The organism is Caldicellulosiruptor sp. DIB 104C, assembly GCF_028198085.1.
In the GTDB taxonomy this organism is placed as follows: Bacteria; Bacillota; Thermoanaerobacteria; order Caldicellulosiruptorales; family Caldicellulosiruptoraceae; genus Caldicellulosiruptor; species Caldicellulosiruptor saccharolyticus.
Map to the genome: position 1 here is coordinate 1876809 of NZ_CP116337.1, position 16553 is coordinate 1893361.

18 protein-coding genes are annotated in these 16553 nt (G+C 33.7%); 6 read left to right on the forward strand and 12 right to left on the reverse strand.

What is annotated here, in order from left to right:
- On the forward strand, positions 1-695 hold a 695-nt coding region (locus tag PGC14_RS09405; RefSeq protein ID WP_271628747.1), incomplete at its 5' end, for a hypothetical protein.
- A 250-nt stretch (positions 696-945) separates the two neighbouring features.
- Here the strand turns inward: PGC14_RS09405 and PGC14_RS09410 are convergent.
- The 11 genes from PGC14_RS09410 to PGC14_RS09460 all read right to left on the reverse strand — a co-directional run bounded on the left by PGC14_RS09410 (position 946) and on the right by PGC14_RS09460 (position 10423).
- A complete protein-coding gene (locus tag PGC14_RS09410; RefSeq protein WP_039766300.1) occupies positions 946-2343 on the reverse strand; it encodes a 2-isopropylmalate synthase in 1398 nt (465 codons plus the stop codon).
- Between the two features lie 183 nt (positions 2344-2526).
- Complete coding sequence (locus PGC14_RS09415; RefSeq protein ID WP_271628748.1) at positions 2527-3819, reverse strand: DNA recombination protein RmuC; 1293 nt, start codon at positions 3817-3819, stop codon at positions 2527-2529.
- Positions 3820-3941: 122 nt separating this feature from the next.
- Positions 3942-4829, reverse strand: a complete 888-nt coding sequence (locus tag PGC14_RS09420; protein WP_011916310.1) for a PSP1 domain-containing protein — start codon at positions 4827-4829, stop codon at positions 3942-3944.
- A 5-nt stretch (positions 4830-4834) separates the two neighbouring features.
- Complete coding sequence (locus tag PGC14_RS09425) at positions 4835-5797, reverse strand: ATP-binding protein (RefSeq protein ID WP_271628749.1); 963 nt, start codon at positions 5795-5797, stop codon at positions 4835-4837.
- 16 nt (positions 5798-5813) lie between these two features.
- Positions 5814-6260 (reverse strand): YaaR family protein, encoded by a 447-nt coding sequence (locus PGC14_RS09430; RefSeq protein ID WP_039766310.1) that lies wholly within the window; start codon positions 6258-6260, stop codon positions 5814-5816.
- A gap of 29 nt (positions 6261-6289) precedes the next feature.
- Positions 6290-6619 (reverse strand): cyclic-di-AMP receptor, encoded by a 330-nt coding sequence (locus PGC14_RS09435; RefSeq protein WP_011916307.1) that lies wholly within the window; start codon positions 6617-6619, stop codon positions 6290-6292.
- Positions 6620-6658: 39 nt separating this feature from the next.
- On the reverse strand, positions 6659-7282 hold the full coding sequence (gene tmk, locus PGC14_RS09440; RefSeq protein ID WP_307742489.1) for a dTMP kinase: 624 nt from the start codon (positions 7280-7282) through the stop codon (positions 6659-6661).
- Entirely contained in the window at positions 7269-8633 is a 1365-nt protein-coding gene (locus PGC14_RS09445) for an aminotransferase class I/II-fold pyridoxal phosphate-dependent enzyme (RefSeq protein WP_271629875.1), read from the reverse strand. The genes tmk and PGC14_RS09445 overlap by 14 nt, the downstream gene beginning before the upstream one ends.
- A complete protein-coding gene (locus PGC14_RS09450; protein ID WP_011916304.1) occupies positions 8614-9171 on the reverse strand; it encodes a FumA C-terminus/TtdB family hydratase beta subunit in 558 nt (185 codons plus the stop codon). Before PGC14_RS09450 ends, PGC14_RS09445 begins: the two co-directional genes overlap by 20 nt.
- Positions 9172-9260: 89 nt before the next feature.
- Positions 9261-9434 (reverse strand): indolepyruvate ferredoxin oxidoreductase subunit alpha, encoded by a 174-nt coding sequence (locus tag PGC14_RS09455; protein WP_011916303.1) that lies wholly within the window; start codon positions 9432-9434, stop codon positions 9261-9263.
- Positions 9435-10036: 602 nt separating this feature from the next.
- Positions 10037-10423: a BlaI/MecI/CopY family transcriptional regulator gene (locus PGC14_RS09460; RefSeq protein ID WP_039766319.1), complete on the reverse strand. Its 387-nt coding sequence runs from the start codon at positions 10421-10423 to the stop codon at positions 10037-10039.
- Positions 10424-10693: 270 nt separating this feature from the next.
- Here PGC14_RS09460 and PGC14_RS09465 point away from each other — a divergent pair, with 270 nt between their 5' ends.
- The 5 genes from PGC14_RS09465 (at position 10694) to PGC14_RS09490 (ending at position 15719) form a co-directional block, all read left to right on the forward strand.
- Positions 10694-11461 carry a hypothetical protein gene (locus PGC14_RS09465; protein ID WP_011916301.1) on the forward strand — a complete coding sequence of 256 codons (768 nt, stop codon included), beginning with the start codon at positions 10694-10696 and terminating at the stop codon, positions 11459-11461.
- 912 nt (positions 11462-12373) lie between these two features.
- Entirely contained in the window at positions 12374-12979 is a 606-nt protein-coding gene (locus PGC14_RS09470; RefSeq protein ID WP_011916300.1) for a TetR/AcrR family transcriptional regulator, read from the forward strand.
- Between the two features lie 189 nt (positions 12980-13168).
- Positions 13169-14092: an FAD:protein FMN transferase gene (locus tag PGC14_RS09475; RefSeq protein WP_271629876.1), complete on the forward strand. Its 924-nt coding sequence runs from the start codon at positions 13169-13171 to the stop codon at positions 14090-14092.
- On the forward strand, positions 14089-14589 hold the full coding sequence (locus PGC14_RS09480) for a 4Fe-4S binding protein (protein ID WP_011916298.1): 501 nt from the start codon (positions 14089-14091) through the stop codon (positions 14587-14589). The genes PGC14_RS09475 and PGC14_RS09480 overlap by 4 nt, the downstream gene beginning before the upstream one ends.
- Positions 14590-14717: 128 nt before the next feature.
- Positions 14718-15719 (forward strand): FMN-binding protein, encoded by a 1002-nt coding sequence (locus PGC14_RS09490; protein ID WP_011916297.1) that lies wholly within the window; start codon positions 14718-14720, stop codon positions 15717-15719.
- A 70-nt stretch (positions 15720-15789) separates the two neighbouring features.
- Here PGC14_RS09490 and PGC14_RS09495 read toward each other — a convergent pair whose 3' ends face one another.
- Positions 15790-16551, reverse strand: coding sequence for an aminotransferase class IV (locus PGC14_RS09495; RefSeq protein ID WP_011916296.1), 762 nt, complete (start codon positions 16549-16551; stop codon positions 15790-15792).
- Positions 16552-16553: the final 2 nt, after the last annotated feature.

Here is a 16553-nt window from a genome sequence, read left to right on the forward strand (position 1 = left end):
ATTTCTTTGACTTTTTCACAAATAAAGAGATGATTGTTTTTCTATGCAGTTTCACAAAAAGATTCTTTTTTGCTTCAATTTGTGCTGAGTTTATAATATTCTTTAAATCATTTTATATTAGTAAAAATAGGAAAAGCATTAAATTTTTATTTGTCATTATAACCATATTAGGTTTCATACATAGGCTTGAGTGGTTAGTAGCAGTTTTATTTGTACCTCTGATATTTTTGCATCAACATTGGGATTGCAAAAAAATTACAGAGTTAGGCGCTATCATGTATAAAATTAAAGTCGGATTTGCAAATGGCAATTTTAATTATTTAACTGATTATAGCTGGAGACTTTATAGCTTAATCACCCCAAGTTTGCAAAAAAGCTTTGAAGTGTATATGCCAAAGATATTTGCTTCAATATATAAAGATTTAATCATTATCAAAAGAACATCTCTTTCGCAGGTAATAATGGCATTAATTATTGCTGTGTTTTTTGGTTTTGCTTATAGATATTTTGGACAGTATAGAGAAATAATTTTCCTACTTCTGCAGATTTTTGTAATCTTTTTTATAAAATTTTTGCCTGCAAACCAGTACGATTTAAAAAAAGATGTTTTTTATTTTAAAAATCTACCATCTTATAAATTCATAACTCCTTTGCTTGTATGCATTTTTTCTTTTTATTGTACTTTCTTTTTGTGATTGTGTCTGGTAGTTTACAATACAAATTAATTCTTTTACTGTTCGTCTTGCTTTTAACAAACTACCTCGCCCTTTTGTCAGTAAGTCATAAAAGCAAATTTAATCTTTCATCAGTTGCTGAGTTAGGAGTTTATATATTTCAGTTTAAGATTATCGAGATGTTTTTTACTCCCATCCTGTAATTTTATATAAAAAGCTGGCAGTTTAATGCTGCCAGCTTTTACATTCTTAACATCTATAAGCCTATTAATCACTTCACCCTACTCTCATGCATCTTAAATAACTCTGGCATGACCTCACGTACTACCATTTCAAGCTCGTCATCACCAATAACAGTTGTTCTACCGTTTTCGTACTCTTTGTCAACCCACTCTTTTATTTTAGCCACTCGTGGGTCACGCTTGTCAATCCTCTGGTCGCCCTCAAGCCTAAAGTAAGTGTTAATCCATGCTGCAATACCAGCAAGACCTGAGTGTGCGTCAACTGCAATGACAATTGGCCTGTTTAAAATCTTTTTTGTATCAAAGATGTTGTAAATCTCCTCATCTTTCAAAATACCATCTGCGTGAATTCCTGCCCTTGTTGCGTTAAATGCACGACCAACAAACGGTGTTCGAGGTGGAATCTCATAGTCAAGCTCTTTTTCAAAGTAGTCTGCAATCTCTGTGATAACCTCAAGCCTCATGTTCTTTGTTGTACCACGAAGCTGAGCGTATTCAATTACCATAGCCTCCAAAGGCGTATTACCTGTTCGCTCGCCGATTCCCAAAAGTGAGCAGTTAACAGCAGACGCACCATATAGCCATGCAGTACCTGAGTTCACAACAGCCTTGTAAAAGTCGTTGTGACCATGCCACTCAAGCCACTCAGAAGGAACCTCTGCATAGTGTCTAAGTCCATAAATTATGCCTTGAACACTTCTTGGCAGTGCAACCCCTGGGTATGAAACACCAAGCCCGAGTGTATCACATGCCCTGATTTTAACCGGCATGTTTGCCTGTTTTGCAAGTTTCATGAGCTCATTTGCAAACGGCACAACAAAGCCGTAAAAGTCTGCTCTTGTAATATCTTCAAAGTGGCAGCGTGGAATTATGCCATTTTCAAGCGCCGCCTCAACAATTGAAAGGTACATCTCCATTGCCTGTTTTCTTGTCATGTTGAGCTTTTTGAATATGTGATAGTCTGAGCAAGATACAAGTATACCCGTCTCTTTTATACCCATTTCTTTTACAAGTTGGAAATCTTCTTTTCGTGCCCTAATCCATGAAGTAACCTCTGGATAGCGATAACCTCTTTCCATACATTTGATTACTGCTTCTCTATCCTTCTTAGAGTACAGGAAAAACTCTGTCTGCCTGATGACACCAGAGTCATTGTCAAGCTCATGTAGATAGTCATAAAGCCTCACAATCTGCTCAACTGTATAAGGTGATCTTGCTTGTTGACCATCTCTGAAGGTTGTATCTGTTATCCATATCTCATCAGGCACAAACATAGGAACATGCCTGTGATTGAATGCTATCTTAGGAATTTCTGTATATGGAAAAATATCTCTGTAAAGGTTTGGCTCTGAAACATCTTGGAGTGTATATTTATACGCTGCCTGCTCAATCAGATTTGTCCTTGGGTTAAACTCTACTTTTGCCATAAACTTACCCTCCACATTGTATATATGTATACAATTTTGTTTATGAAATATATTATATTCTACTTTTGCATTTTTGGCAATAGCATATTGCAAAACTTTAAGGTAGGCAAGAGTATATTTTAAGAGATGAATTAAAATTTTGCAAGATGTAAATTTTGAGTCTTCATAAATGGAATTATTTTCTTACTGTTCTTCTTCAGTTTCATCACTATACAACACTTTTTGTGCAGCCTCATCAGAAGAAAGGCTTTCGACGTTTTTAAGCTTCCTTTCGATAGTCTTCGTCTTTCTTGCAGCAGTGTCTATTGTATCCTGAGCTTCAAGAAGCTTCTTTTTGACCTTCTCTAAAACCTCTCCAAACTTTGAAAACTCAGTCTTGACAGCTGACAAAAGCTCCCATACCTCGCTTGTTCGCTTTTCAATAGCAATAGTCTTAAACCCAAGCGCAAGGCTATTTAGGATAGCAGATATTGTTGTTGGCCCAGCTATTATGACTTTATATTCTCTCTGGACATACTCAAAAAGCCCAGGAATTCGCAAAACCTCTGCATAAAGTCCTTCAGTTGGCAAAAACATGATTGCAAAATCGGTTGTCCTTGGCGGGTCTATGTATTTTTCCTTAATTGTCTTTGCATTCTGTTTTATGCTGTTTTCAAGCTCTTTTGAAAACTTCGAAATCTCGTCAATATTGTTTTTCTCCTGCGCCTCAAGCAGACGCTCATAACTCTCAATGGGGAATTTGGAGTCTATAGGAAGGTATATAAATTCATTTTCATTTGAATTCTTAGATGGAATCTTAATAGCAAACTCAACCTGCTCTTGTGTATGAGGTTTTATCCTCACATTTCTCTCATATTGAGAAGTATCCAAAATCTGGTCTATAATGTTTCCAAGTTGAATCTCACCCAAAGTCCCACGCACTTTTACATTGCTCAAAATCCTCTTGAGGTCACCAACACCGTTTGCTAAGGCCTGCATCTCACCCAGTCCTCTATGGACAAGCTCAAGACGTTCTGATACAAGTTTGAAAGACTCACCAAGCTTGGCTTCTAACGTCTGTTGGAGGTGACTATCTACTGTCTGACGAATCTGCTCAAGCTTTCTTTCGTTCTGTTCTTGAATTTGCAAAAGTTTTGAATCCACTTCTTTTCTTATTGCTTCAAGCTTTTCTTGGCTTGTTGTTGTAAGGTTTAAAATTTGGTTTGAGAACGAATCAAACTGCGATTTTTGAAACGACGAAAAGTCAGAAAACCTGCTCATAAGAAGACTGCCGAATGAACTGATTGTGTTTTGAACCTCGCTTCTATTTTGCGAAATCTGTTCAAGAGTGAGATTTTGAAGCTTGTCGAGCATCTTTTCAATGCTCTCAAACTTTTCTTCTGCTCTTGTCTGAAAAGAGGAGTTTTTTATACTAAATACTAATACGATATTCACAACAAGAAGGATTATTACAACCAACAAAAGAGCAATTTCCACCTTTAAAATTCCCCCTCAAAACAAATTTAAAAAACGGGCTGCCTTTTTTACAACCCCATAACAGCCCACTTTTGCTAAAGTGTCAGAAAACCATATTATCTAATCTCTTTCAACAAAAAGACTTACTCTTCTAAATCCAAGAGCTCTTTTAGTTCATCGTCATCAAGTGCAACCATTGGTTGTTGAATCTTTTTGGTGTCCTTTATAATCTCAAACTCACCAACAGAGTACTCTTTTACCTCAACATTCTGCTGCTCATCCTCAAATCTCACCTTAACCTTCTCTTTTAAGACATTTACCTCAACAACCTCGCCCTCGCCATCAGCAGTTCTCACAATTGCACCAATGCCAGGAAGTTTTAGCATAGCCTCTTCGTAAAACTTCTGCTCATATGTCAGGCAGCACATAAGCCTTCCACAAAGCCCAGAAATTTTTGCAGGGTTTAAAACAAGCCCCTGCTGTTTTGCCATCTTAATTGAAATCGGCTGAAATTCGCAAAGGTGTGTTGCACAGCACACCTCTCTTCCGCACGGACCCAAACCGCCTCTGAATTTTGTATCGTCCCTGACACCAATCTGTCTTAATTCAATCCTTGTTCTGAAAACTGCTGCAAGGTCTTTTACAAGCTCCCTAAAGTCAACCCTTCCCTCTGCTGTGAAATAGAAAAGTAGTTTGTTGTTGTCAAACGTATACTCTGCATGAAGTAGTTTCATTGGAAGACCGTGTTTTTTGACCTTCTCTTTACAAATCTCAAGCGCTCTAGCAGCCTTCTCAATATTTTCCTGAGCCTTTTTGTAGTCCTCTTCTGTTGCCTTTCGCACAACCTTTTTAAGAGGCTGAACTATCTCCTCATCAGGCACTTCTCTTTTCTCTATCATAACTTTGCCCATCTCAATCCCACGGACAGTCTCAACAATCACATCATCGCCTGCTTTTAAATCTATATCATTTGGGTCAAACCAATATATCTTCCCTGCTTTTTTGAATCTCACTCCAACAACCTCTGCCATAATTTTTAGCCTCCTGATAGTTTTAAGAAAATCATGTCAAGCACATTGTCTGAAATAACATTTGCGTCCGGATATTTCTCTAAGATCATAAAATCTTGTAAAAGTTTGTATATATGACTAATTGTATGTTTGTTTGAAAACTCTATAATCTTTTCCAATTTGTCTGTGTTTGTAATGAGTTCAATACTCTTTGTTTTTTTATAAAAAAGTGCGTCTCTTAAAAAGTATATAATGTTTTCAAACAAAAATTCAAAGTCGTTCTTTAGCTTCTCAAAATCACTTTCGAATTCCTTTATCAAGTCAAAACTTGCCCCATCATAGCAAAGGAGTTTATCAAAAATATAGTCTCTTTTATTTTGAACTTCTTTGTTATAAAAATCAAGAGCAATTTTAGGATTTCCTTTGCAAAGTTTAACTATATAGTCTTTTGGCTCAAGACCATTTTGTTCTAAAATCTTAGCTATCTCAGAAGCAGAATATCTCTTGAAAGAAAGCACAATAGACCTTGATAGTACGGTTGGTAAAAGCCTTTCAATGTTGTTACATGTGATTATAAAAAGTGCATAAGTAGGAGGTTCTTCTAAGGTCTTCAAAAGAGCATTCTGGGCACTTATTGAAAGTTCTTCACCCTCTTCAATTATAAATACTTTTTTATCGGAAAAAATAGGACCCCTCGACAAGTCTTTTATAATCTCTCTGATGCTCTCAACAGAAATCTCTTTTTTATCTTCTTGCCTTTTTATAATATGAAAATCTGGATGTGAAGAAGCCTCAAAAAGACGGCAAGATTTACATACACCACAAGAAGACTTATTCTCGCATAGAATGTGTTTTGAAAATACCCTTGCTAAGAGCTTTTTGCCAAACCCTTTTTCACCTTCGAATATATAAGCATGAAAAGGGTTTTTAAGTGCTTTTTTGAGCGTAAATACAATTTCCTTTTGACCGACAAACGTATCTAAATTCATTTTCTGTCCTCACCTGCTACATAAATAAATCTATCAAAAGTCCTTTTATCTCACCAACATATGATAAAACCTTTATATTATTAGCTTCTTTTTTGATAATCTCTTGTGTTAGCAAATCCATTTTCTCGTCAATCTTCTTAACTATTCCAAATATTTTGTGCCTGCCTTTTTTGCCAAAAAGGCTTTCTTTGAAATATTCATGAGAAGAAAAAACTGTATACGACAAGAGCTCTTTTATGGATTTTTTATACTCTTTTAAAGTCGTCAAATCCATCTTTTTTGCAAGGCTTTGACCAAGAGAATCTATCTTTTCTATAAGCTCTTTTATTCTGTTTATTAATTGATCCCTTTCAAGTTGCTTTACATATCCCAAAAAAGACTCTTGCTTTCTCTCCACCTTCTTAGGGTCTTGAAAAAATGTTACATTAGATATATTGTTTCTTTTTACATCTTCTATTCTCATATTCATATCTCACTTCTTTTTCTCAATTTTTAAACCTTTTCAAACCTCTCAATGTTGAGGACAAATATTGTCGCACCACCAATTGTTATTTCTATTGGGTATGGAATGTACACACCTGCTGAAGGATTGTTTGTAACAGGTGATGAAACAATCTGTTTTCTTGTTTTGCATTTTTGAGAAATTATATCAATCACTTCATTTACCCTATCATCATCTATACCTATTAGCAGAGTGGTATTGCCAGAGCGAAGAAAACCGCCTGATGTTGAAAGTTTTGTTGCCATAATCCCCTCTTTTTGAAGACTATCCAAAAGTCGTCCCACATCCTCATTCTGAACAACCGCAACAATCAGCTTCATCTTCTTTTCTCTCCTCTCAAGCTATTTTGAAGGCTATTTTTACCTCTTTTTCAAAAGATCATCTATCACTTTGCGCACCTTTTCAAATACATCCTCAACTGTCCCCTCTGCTTCAATATTTACACACTTTTCAAACATCTTTGAAACTTCTTTAAAACCATTGTAAACTTTTCTGTGAAAATCAAAATTTTCTGTGTCAAGCTTGTCGTTCTTGCCTGCCATTTTGAGTCTTTGCAGAGCAATCTCTGGACTTAAGGTTAAAATAATGTACAAATCAGGTTTTATTTTCTCTTCAAAAATAGAGTTAAGCTTTATTATATTCTCAACTCCAACTCCTCTTACGATGCCTTGATATACAATGCTACTTAAAATGTACCTATCACAAACGACAACATACCCATCTTCAAGCGCGGGAATCAAAACATTTTTTACATGCTCATTTCTGTCAGCTGCAAGAAGCAAAGCCTCAGTTAGCCCATCCATTTTGTACGCAGGGTCCAAAAGAAGCTTTCTTATTCTAAACCCTACTTCTGTTCCGCCCGGCTCTCTTGTTGTGACAACCTTGTAGCCCTTTTCTTTGAGATATTTTTCTACTTTCAAAATCTGGGTGCTCTTACCAGAACCGTCGTTTCCTTCAAATACAATAAACTTACCTTTCATCAATTACATCAACCTCATTTTCTTCTATAAAATCCTTTCCCAAAACTTCTTCGAGATATTCTATTATGTCTTTATCTATAACCTCACCCTCAGCTATCACAGGATAGCCCGGTGGGTAAGGAATGATTGCCTTTGCACATATAAACCCATCTGCGCTTTTTATCTTTATCCTTGTCTTTTTATAATCATCTATCTCGTAAATCTTCAAAACCTTTTTTGGCCTTGGAGGCAAAGGAAATGGTTTTTTCTGTATCTTCCCCTTTTTTTTTATTATATCATAAAAAAAGTTTTTTAAATTTTCAAAATTAGAGAAGCTATCGATAATCGAAAAATAAAACAAAATCCTTCTTTGGTCAATTGCCTCTGGTACAATGAAATATCTTGAAAGAAGCATTTTTATATCTTCAATATCATGTCCTAATTTGCCAAAGTCAAAAAGAAGCTTTAGTATATCTATATTTTTAAATCGGTAGTTTGTATACTCTAAAATTGGCAAAAAAAGTTCTCTCAGCTTTTTCTCAAGCTCATGATAGAGAGCTTCCCCAAATTTTTTGGAAAATTCTATACCATACTCACTCCAAAGCACAAGGACATATGATGGGCTTGTTGTATGAAGGCAAGCAAGCATCTCATTTAGTTTTTCATTGTCTTCTAAATTTGACAAAAACAAAGCTGACTGGTTTGGGCAGGGTAAGGTTTTGTGAAGGCTTATAATACAGATATCTGCCCCTTCATCTAATGCTGTTTCTTTCCCTACAAATTTATAATATCCCCCATGCGCTTGGTCTACTATTAGTTTTTTGTTATACTTCTTTGTAAGTGTAGAAATAGCTTTTATATCCTGATTTATCCCATAATATGAGGGTGAGGTTATTATTACAATCTCTGATTTTGTTTTTTTCAAAGCCTCTTCAAGTTCTTTTTCATCAATATATGTATAAATTCCAAGTAGCGAATCATACTTTGGATAGATATACTCTATATCAAGCCTCAAAATCCTTGCGATATTGTAGATGCTCTTGTGCGCATCCCTGTTTATAAGTATGTTCCCAAAAGGCTTTGAAAATGCTACAATTGCCGATTGTAAAAGGTGGGTTGAACCCTGAAGAGATAAAAAAGAGTACCTTGAGTTAAAAAAGCTGTTTATGCTTTCTAAAAATTCCTTGATATAGCTTTGAGGATTCAAAAGGTCATCTGTGTAGACTGTTTCTGTAACATCAAAATACGGATAGGCATTTTTAATGCCATCGGGAAAAATCTCTTCCATACCTTTGTGCCCTGGCATATGAAGGCGCTGGAAATTGTAATTTTTAAGGCTATTAAAAACCTTCAAGTTATTTAAGATTTCTTGCATACTTTCTCGGTCCAATCTCATATATATCTTCTCCTTGCGAATCTACTGCAACAACACATGGCAAATCCTCAACCTCAATCTCTCTTATTGCCTCAGGTCCAAGGTCTTCAAACATCAAGATTTTTTGGGATTTTACACAGCTTTGAATTAAAATAGCAGCTCCACCAAATGTGGCAAGGTAGATTGCACCGTAGCTTTTTATCGCTTCCTTTACCTGCGGACTTCTTTTACCTTTTCCTATTAAGACTTTGACACCAAGCTTTAAAACTATAGGTGTGAAAATATCCATCCTACCTGCTGTGGTAGGTCCACACGGCCCGATTACCTCACCCGGCTTTTCCGGACATGGCCCCATGTAGTAAATAGCACCGTTTTTAAAGTCAATGGGAATATCTTCTCCCCTTTTGAACATATCAATGAGCCTTTTGTGAGCAGCATCTCTTGCAACAAAGAGCCTACCACTGACCAAAACCTCTTGTCCTACCTTAAAGCTTTTTATTTCCTCTTCATTTGTAACTGGTATGTAAAGCCTCTTCAACTTTTGCTCAACCTTTCTTTTTAGGTTATGTAAATAAGTTAAAGACCGGGCAAGCAAAATTTCTACCCGGTCTTCCTCATTGAAAAAGATTACTCTCTTGGCTTTGGAGCATCAACTGGACATACATTTGCGCATGCGCCACATGAAATACACTCTTCCTCATTAATTACATACTTGCCCTCGCCAGGTGATATGCACTGAACTGGGCATTCGCTCTCGCATGCGCCGCAAGAAATACAATCGTCTGTGATGTAATATGCCATTTTATCTTTGCCTCCCTTTTTGAAAATAAAGTTCACTTCTATAATAATACCACGATTTTAGAATTTTTAAAATAGATTTTTTGAATATATCCCAAGTTTGTAATTTTTATAGTTATCATTTCATTATATTTTCTACTTTTTCCCCTCAAAGGAAGTGTTATAATAATGAGAAAAACTAAGATAACTATTGAGAACGTCTTGGTTTTGTTTTGAAAAAGACTTTTTGGGACATTTTTCACTCCATTGATTCTTGACTATTTAACTACTTTAATGTACCAATCTGTTTTCATTTAAACAAACTGTTTTTGTATCCACTATTTTGAATGCTTATCTTCTATGATATAACCTATTTTAGCTACCATCCCCAAAATACTTCCTGTCAAAAATCTGCTAACTATTAGGAAAAAAGCTAAAAATAATGCATTAAGTAAATACATGTGGTGAAAAAAAATATTGTCAAAAATAAAAACAAGTTGATAAAGAAAGACTAATAGATAAAGGTTACTAACAAAACATTTTTTGTAATAAGTCTTAGCTTCATTTTAAATCTTACCTTCTCATCGACAACTAAAATTTTACTAAACTAAAATCTAATCATACTTCTATTTCTCTTCCTTCCCCTCTAAAAGCTTTTTAATTTCCTCAAGCTCTTCTTTTGATATCTGCTCATCCTCTACAAAGCTCGCAACAAGACGTTTTAGTGACCCGTTGTATAGTTTTTGTAAAAAGTACTTTGTCTCCTCTTTCCTGTACTGCTCCTCTGTTACAAGTGGATACAACTTCTTTGGAAAACTGTTTTCGTCAGCCCCTATTGCACCTTTTTTGATTAATCTTCCTATCAATGTGTGTATAGTCTTTGGATTCCAATTAGTCTTTGGCCTCAAAACTTCTATAATCTCTGGAGATGTGAGGGGAGATTTTTCCCATAAAACCTTCATCACCAAAAACTCTGCTTCTGAAACCTGCGGGATGTTCTTCTCTTTTCTCATTTTTACATCTCCTCCTTTTTTGAAAATTTGATTCTTAAGTTTATCTTTGTAATCCTTAATTACTACATTACACCTTTAATCTTAAATTGTCAACTAAAATTTGAAAGAAAGTGAATAGGTTGCCTTGTTTTCTTAGCATTCTCCTTAGATTGTAAACAAAAATGTTAGATAAGAATTTGTGAAAGACTAATAATATTGACACGTAATTTATCTAAATGATAAAATAGTTTCGCTTGTTCAGAGAACCAATTTGTCTCTGTGGAGGAAACAATGAGAAAAGAGAAAGTGATTAAGATAAGCATTATTTTAATTTTAATTATTGCAGTAGCACTTATTATTAATTTTGTACCTACATTCAAACTAAAAACAAAAAATATGAAATTAATAAAAGGAAATTGGTTAGAACTCTATTATGAAAAAGAAGAAGCTGCAGCTTTAGATGCTTTTAATTACGCTGAAAAGAAAGCAGAATATTTGTGTAAAAAATTAGCTCTTAAGCAAAAATACAAAATAAAAGTCTTTATTTATGATAAACAATCTACATTCCAAACAAAAAAATATGGACTTGTCGCTCTTCTTCTAAATCTTGATTGGTATATTGGTGATAATGTTGGTTCTACAGTAATACTGACTTCCCCTGCTAATCCAGGGAAAGTACATACTTATGAAAGTGTGAAAGAGACACTTCCTCATGAAATGGTCCATGCTTATCAATATTTGATTAATCCAAGAATGAAGAAGTGGTTGAAAGAAGGCGTTGCACTGTATCTTACAAATGGAGGACAATTGAAAAGGGGGGATTTACAAAGACTAAAAATACCTACATATGAAGACATTCAGACAGAAAACCCTGTGAAGTTTGCAAATATAAATGGATATACTTTTGCTGATAAATATATTGAATATTTAGACAGAAAATATGGATGGAGCAAAATTTTACAACTAATTAAAACCAATGACTGTAAAAAAGTGTTTAATAAAACAGCTAAAGAAATATACAATGAATGGGTTGAATATCTATATGCTTACTATAATTAACCGCTGTCATCAATTCCTATGTTGTAAACTTAAAAGTCAGACGGCAAAGATATTATCCCATTCTTTTTTACTATTATCTTTATTGTATTTAAGGATTCTCTTTGATGTATATTATCAAATAATATCTACAAAATCTCCATAAACATCAAATGTATCAGGCCCTTCTGGTGTTTCTTTTCTTATTGCATCAAATATAACCAATTCCATTATCTGAAACGGGGAGACAGACTATAGCCTTTAGAGTTTGCTTTTCATTAGTCTCGTTTGTTTTTAAATTTTAGTCATATGCTTTTGTGCTACTTAGAGTTGCTGAAAATTTCGAAGAATAAACTTAGATAATAGTACAAAGCAAAACAGCAATTAATACCTACCTTCGATATCTCATCAAATAACTTTCTTTCCTAATAATTTAAATCTTTATTGATTTTTTCTTTTATACTATGTTTTATTTCACTAAGAAAATATTATACAAGAATATATAACACAAAATGGCAGCTTCCAGCTTTTCTGCAGGGAAGCTGAAATATATTGTCAACTAATATCACACTCAGTTCGCCGTCTTAATCAAATTACAATTTCCAGTTCATTTTAAAAAAGTGTTGCATTTAATATTGCAATTTAGATCCAAATTTTTTAAGCTGCTTTTAGAAAAGTCAGCACTGCTATCAAACCTTAGAGATAAACTTAGTCAAGAATTCTTTTTAATTTCTAATTTGCAAATATCAATATAAACAATGCAGTGAAAAAATTTTGTGGAGCTTTGATTTTCACATGCTACACAAATGCACCTCCTAAAAATTCCCTATACACTTTTGACACTATACTGTAGAAGTTGAGATTTTACATATTCAAAGAATTAGGTTATAATTTGATTAGGCAAGTGTTAAAAATCTTCAAAGAAAGGGATAATCAATGTTTCTCAAAAAAGAAGTGAGAAAAAGAGAACAAAAAAAATTGATAAAAGAAAATAGGCTTTTAGAAGCAGCGTATAATTTGTTTATTGAAAAAGGAATTACAAATACAGCAATAGACGAAATCGTCAAAAAGGCAGGAGTGGCAAAAGGCACTTTTTATCTTTACTTCAAAGATAAGGAAGATATTCTTGAAAAACTCATTTTGAGAAAAAGTGCTGAAATTGTAAAGAAAGCGTTGGCAGAAGTTGAGGATAAAGACTTTCCATCTCCTGTTGACAAATTTTTGTTCTTTTTAGAGTACATAATTGATTACTTAAGTAAGAACAGATTTCTATTTAGATTTTTGAAAAAAGATTTTTCGTGGGTATTTTTTAAAAAAATTACCGACAATGAGGAATTTTCTGAAATAAAGCTGGCTAAAGAGATGCTATTAAAAAACATAAAAACAAACTATTCAGAAGATGAGCTTGAAATAGTTGTTTTTATGATTCTTGAGCTTGTTAGCTCAATCACATACTCAAGTATTGTAAAGGAAGAGCCTGCTCCAATCGAAAAGGTAAAGCCTCTTCTTTTGGCTACAGTTCGAAAAATTCTTGAAAATTGATTTTTACATTTTCTTAATCTCTATTCACAAACTTTTCACAATTTATTCACACACCCTCTCTCTTTTTGTCTTATAATTGATATCACAAAAACAATCAAAAAAGGAGTAGAAAAACAAGAAGATGTCTCAAGCAGTGTCTTTCAAGGCCGAACATCCAACCATAAAATCCTTTTTGCACTTGGTACAGATATAAATTTCATATTTTATGGAGACAATTTTGAAAATGCATTAAATGAAGCAGTCGAATTCATTTATCAAACAGAAGCTAAATTGTCAGTATTCAAACCAAAGAGCGAAATATCAAAACTAAATAGATTTGGAAACTATTTTTCAATAAAATTGAGCCCAGAAGTTTATCAGTTGGTTGAAAAGGCAGTTGAATACAGCAAAATAACAGATGGGTATTTTGACATTACAGTAAAAAACCTTGTAGATTATTGGAAAAATTTCCAAAATAAAAATCAAATACCTTCAAAAAACCAAATTGAAGAAGTCCTTTTTTCTGTAGGATTTGAAAATATAAGTTTTTTGCCAAATTATAAGATAAAATTAAAAAACAGTGCAAAGCTTGATTTAGGTGCTATTGCAAAGGGATTTGTTGCTGACAAAATTAAGGAAATATTCAAGAAACATAGCATAAACTCTGCAATTGTTGACTTAGGCGGCCATATTCTTGCACTTGGTAAAAAAGAAGAATTGTCATGGAAAGTTGGCATACAGCATCCCACAAAAAATAGGGGTAAAATTGTGGGAATTATTGAAACTTTTAATACTTCTATAGTTACATCAGCAAGTTATGAAAGGTATTATAACATTCATGGCAAGAAGCTTTCGCACATAATAAATCCAAAAACAGGCTATCCAGTTGAAGATTATATTGCAAGCGTTACAGTTATTGATAACAACTCAACATTTGCTGACGCAATATCCACTGCATTTTATGCAATGGGTCTTAAAAAAGCAATAAATTTTATCCAGGATTTTAAAACTATTGACGCGATTGTAATTACAAACTCCAGAGAAATTTATCTAACTCCCAAGCTAAAAGAAAGATTTACCTGTACAGATAATTCATACAGAGTAATATCTATAAATGAGGTGATAATACTGTGAAAAGAAAAATTTTACCAACGCAAGTTATAAGATTTTTTGTTCAGCTTTTTTCTTTGCTATTTTTTCCTATGTCTTTTGCAATATTGCTGTCTCAGATAAAAAGTCTGTATTTAGCTATTATAGGTAAAGAAACTTTTAACTGGAATTCAAATTTCATTTTTTTAATTGTAACAGTAATTGTAACCATTTTCTTTGGCAGATTTTTCTGTGGCTGGATATGCGCTTTTGGAACAATTACTGAATGGACAAACCTTCTTTTTAGAAAGCTCTTTAAAATTAAATTTGAGATGCCAAGAAAAGTTGACAAAGCTTTAAAAGGCTTAAAATACATTGTACTTATTTATCTTATCATTTTTATCTGGACTTTTGGAGACAAACAACTTCCAGACCCATGGGATGCTTTTGACAATCTCGTTTCTTTGAACTTTAATATTTCTCTCTATTTAGCAAACTTTGTCTTTTTGTTATTGATACTCTTTTTTCACCATTTGTTTTAAAACCATACTGCAGATATTTTTGTCCACTTGGTGCAGTTTTTAATATCATATCAATGACAAGATTAGCATTTGTTAGAAAGAAAGAGAAAAATTGTGGTCAATGTAGAATATGTGAAGTTTCTTGCCCAATGGGAATTGAAACTGAAAATGCAGAGAAGTACAAAGGTGAGTGTATATCTTGTATAAAGTGTGTTGAAATCTGCCCGCGTTACAATATGCAGTTGAACTTTGCAAATCAGCCTGTCAACCCAAGATATACGAGCAGCTTAACAGTTGCAGGGCTTTTTGCAGTATTTTCTGCTCTGAGCTTTTTGCCCAGTGCAAAAAAGATTGATACAGCAAAATACAATGCAATACCCTCTTTTGCAGATGAAGATTATCAAACTGATGAAGAAAATGAAAATATTAATTCTTCAGATAATAAACAAGTTGAAACTCAACAAGATTATCAAGCAGAAATTGCCCAAAACAACAGCCAAGAAGCAAATACTTCTCAAAATCAAATATCTGACCAAGCTCAAGAAAATGCCATGACATCAAAATATCAGCAAAACCAAAGTGCTGCTGAAAGCTATAACAGTACTGAAACTAATCAAAAAAGTGCCAATGTACAGTCTAAAACTTTTGAACAAGCTGCAGAAAATAGTCAAAAAACAAGTCTTGAGAAAAGTCAAGGCTCTGTACAAAATTCCACTTATCCTGTGTCATCTTCTAACAGCTCAGATGAATCACAGCAGGAAAACGTGCAAGCAAATTTATCAAATGCAACTGAAACAAGCACTCAAAATTTTAAGGTTTCGAATAATACTTCAGAAACTCCCAAAGGTATATCTAAAATATATAAAGATGGTACCTACACAGGCGAGGGGTTTGGCTACAGACCTGGGCTTGTTGTTGAGGTCACAATTAAAGATGACAAGATAACAAAAATTAAAATTGTATCTCATAATGAAACACAAAGCTTTGCCCAGCTGCCATTTGAAATTATTCCTCAGGAGATTATTCAAAATCAGTCTACAAATGTTGACATAGTCTCTGGTGCAACAAGAACATCTTATGGAATAATCATGGCAGTTGAAGATGCTTTAAATAAGGCAAAGATTGAAAATGAATCGAGTTTGCAAAATTAGATATAAATGTTTTTTGTGTTATAAACTAATAGCTACCCGCATAGGTTATAGACTTAAAGGGTGGCTTTTTTTATTTTACATGCCAAGGTCTTTTAAAATATTCATATTCTGAAATGGTATCAGCAAATTCTCTGCTTGCAAATTCAAACTTATCAATCCTTTTTACAGGAAAAACTCCTGCAACACTACTTGTTATAAAACACTCATCCATTTTTGAAATGGCTTCTAAACTCAAAAACTCTTTTTTTACTTCATAACTTACCTTCTCTGCTAATAAACACACCTTTTTTCTCATAATTCCGGGCAAAAGCCCGCATGACAAGTGAGGGGTATATAGGGTAAAACCTTTTCTGAAGAATATATTTGCAAACGCAGCTTCGCAGATAAAACCTTGGTGGTTTAAAAATAAGCAGCTGTCAAATCCCTTCTTTTTTGCCCAAATTTCTTCTATAAAATTTATACCCATGTTATATGTTTTGATATAGTTCAAAATATTCTTTGAATCTTTTCTTGACCTTGCAACTATCAAACTTAAGCCCTGGGTAAACAATTCATTTGTATATCTTATCCCTTTTTCTTCAATCATCAGGGTATTTTTGTAATATGTTACTCTAATCGCACCAAATCTTTTGGAAGATGACAGGATAAAATCAAGCACCTTTTTTTCAAAGTCTTCATACCTAATTTTGCAAGGCAGATTTAAAATCCAAAAAGCTCTTTTAAGTCTTATAAAATGATCATATAAAAAGTGAGGGATGCCCTCTTGATAATATATTGTTTCAAAGGGCAAAAGTCCAAATTTGAAGCTATCAAAATTATCTGAAAAAAGCAAAT

Excerpts from the sequence above, each read along its gene's own strand:
- PGC14_RS09410 (WP_039766300.1), bottom strand. The coding sequence starts at position 2,343 with ATGGCAAAAGTAGAGTTTAACCCAAGGACAAATCTGATTGAGCAGGCA.
- PGC14_RS09420 (WP_011916310.1), bottom strand. The coding sequence starts at position 4,829 with ATGGCAGAGGTTGTTGGAGTGAGATTCAAAAAAGCAGGGAAGATATAT.
- PGC14_RS09425 (WP_271628749.1), bottom strand. The coding sequence starts at position 5,797 with ATGAATTTAGATACGTTTGTCGGTCAAAAGGAAATTGTATTTACGCTC.
- PGC14_RS09430 (WP_039766310.1), bottom strand. The coding sequence starts at position 6,260 with ATGAGAATAGAAGATGTAAAAAGAAACAATATATCTAATGTAACATTT.
- PGC14_RS09435 (WP_011916307.1), bottom strand. The coding sequence starts at position 6,619 with ATGAAGCTGATTGTTGCGGTTGTTCAGAATGAGGATGTGGGACGACTT.
- PGC14_RS09445 (WP_271629875.1), bottom strand. The coding sequence starts at position 8,633 with ATGCAAGAAATCTTAAATAACTTGAAGGTTTTTAATAGCCTTAAAAAT.
- PGC14_RS09455 (WP_011916303.1), bottom strand. The coding sequence starts at position 9,434 with ATGGCATATTACATCACAGACGATTGTATTTCTTGCGGCGCATGCGAG.
- PGC14_RS09460 (WP_039766319.1), bottom strand. The coding sequence starts at position 10,423 with ATGAGAAAAGAGAAGAACATCCCGCAGGTTTCAGAAGCAGAGTTTTTG.
- PGC14_RS09465 (WP_011916301.1), top strand. The coding sequence starts at position 10,694 with ATGAGAAAAGAGAAAGTGATTAAGATAAGCATTATTTTAATTTTAATT.
- PGC14_RS09470 (WP_011916300.1), top strand. The coding sequence starts at position 12,374 with ATGTTTCTCAAAAAAGAAGTGAGAAAAAGAGAACAAAAAAAATTGATA.
- PGC14_RS09490 (WP_011916297.1), top strand. The coding sequence starts at position 14,718 with ATGGGAATTGAAACTGAAAATGCAGAGAAGTACAAAGGTGAGTGTATA.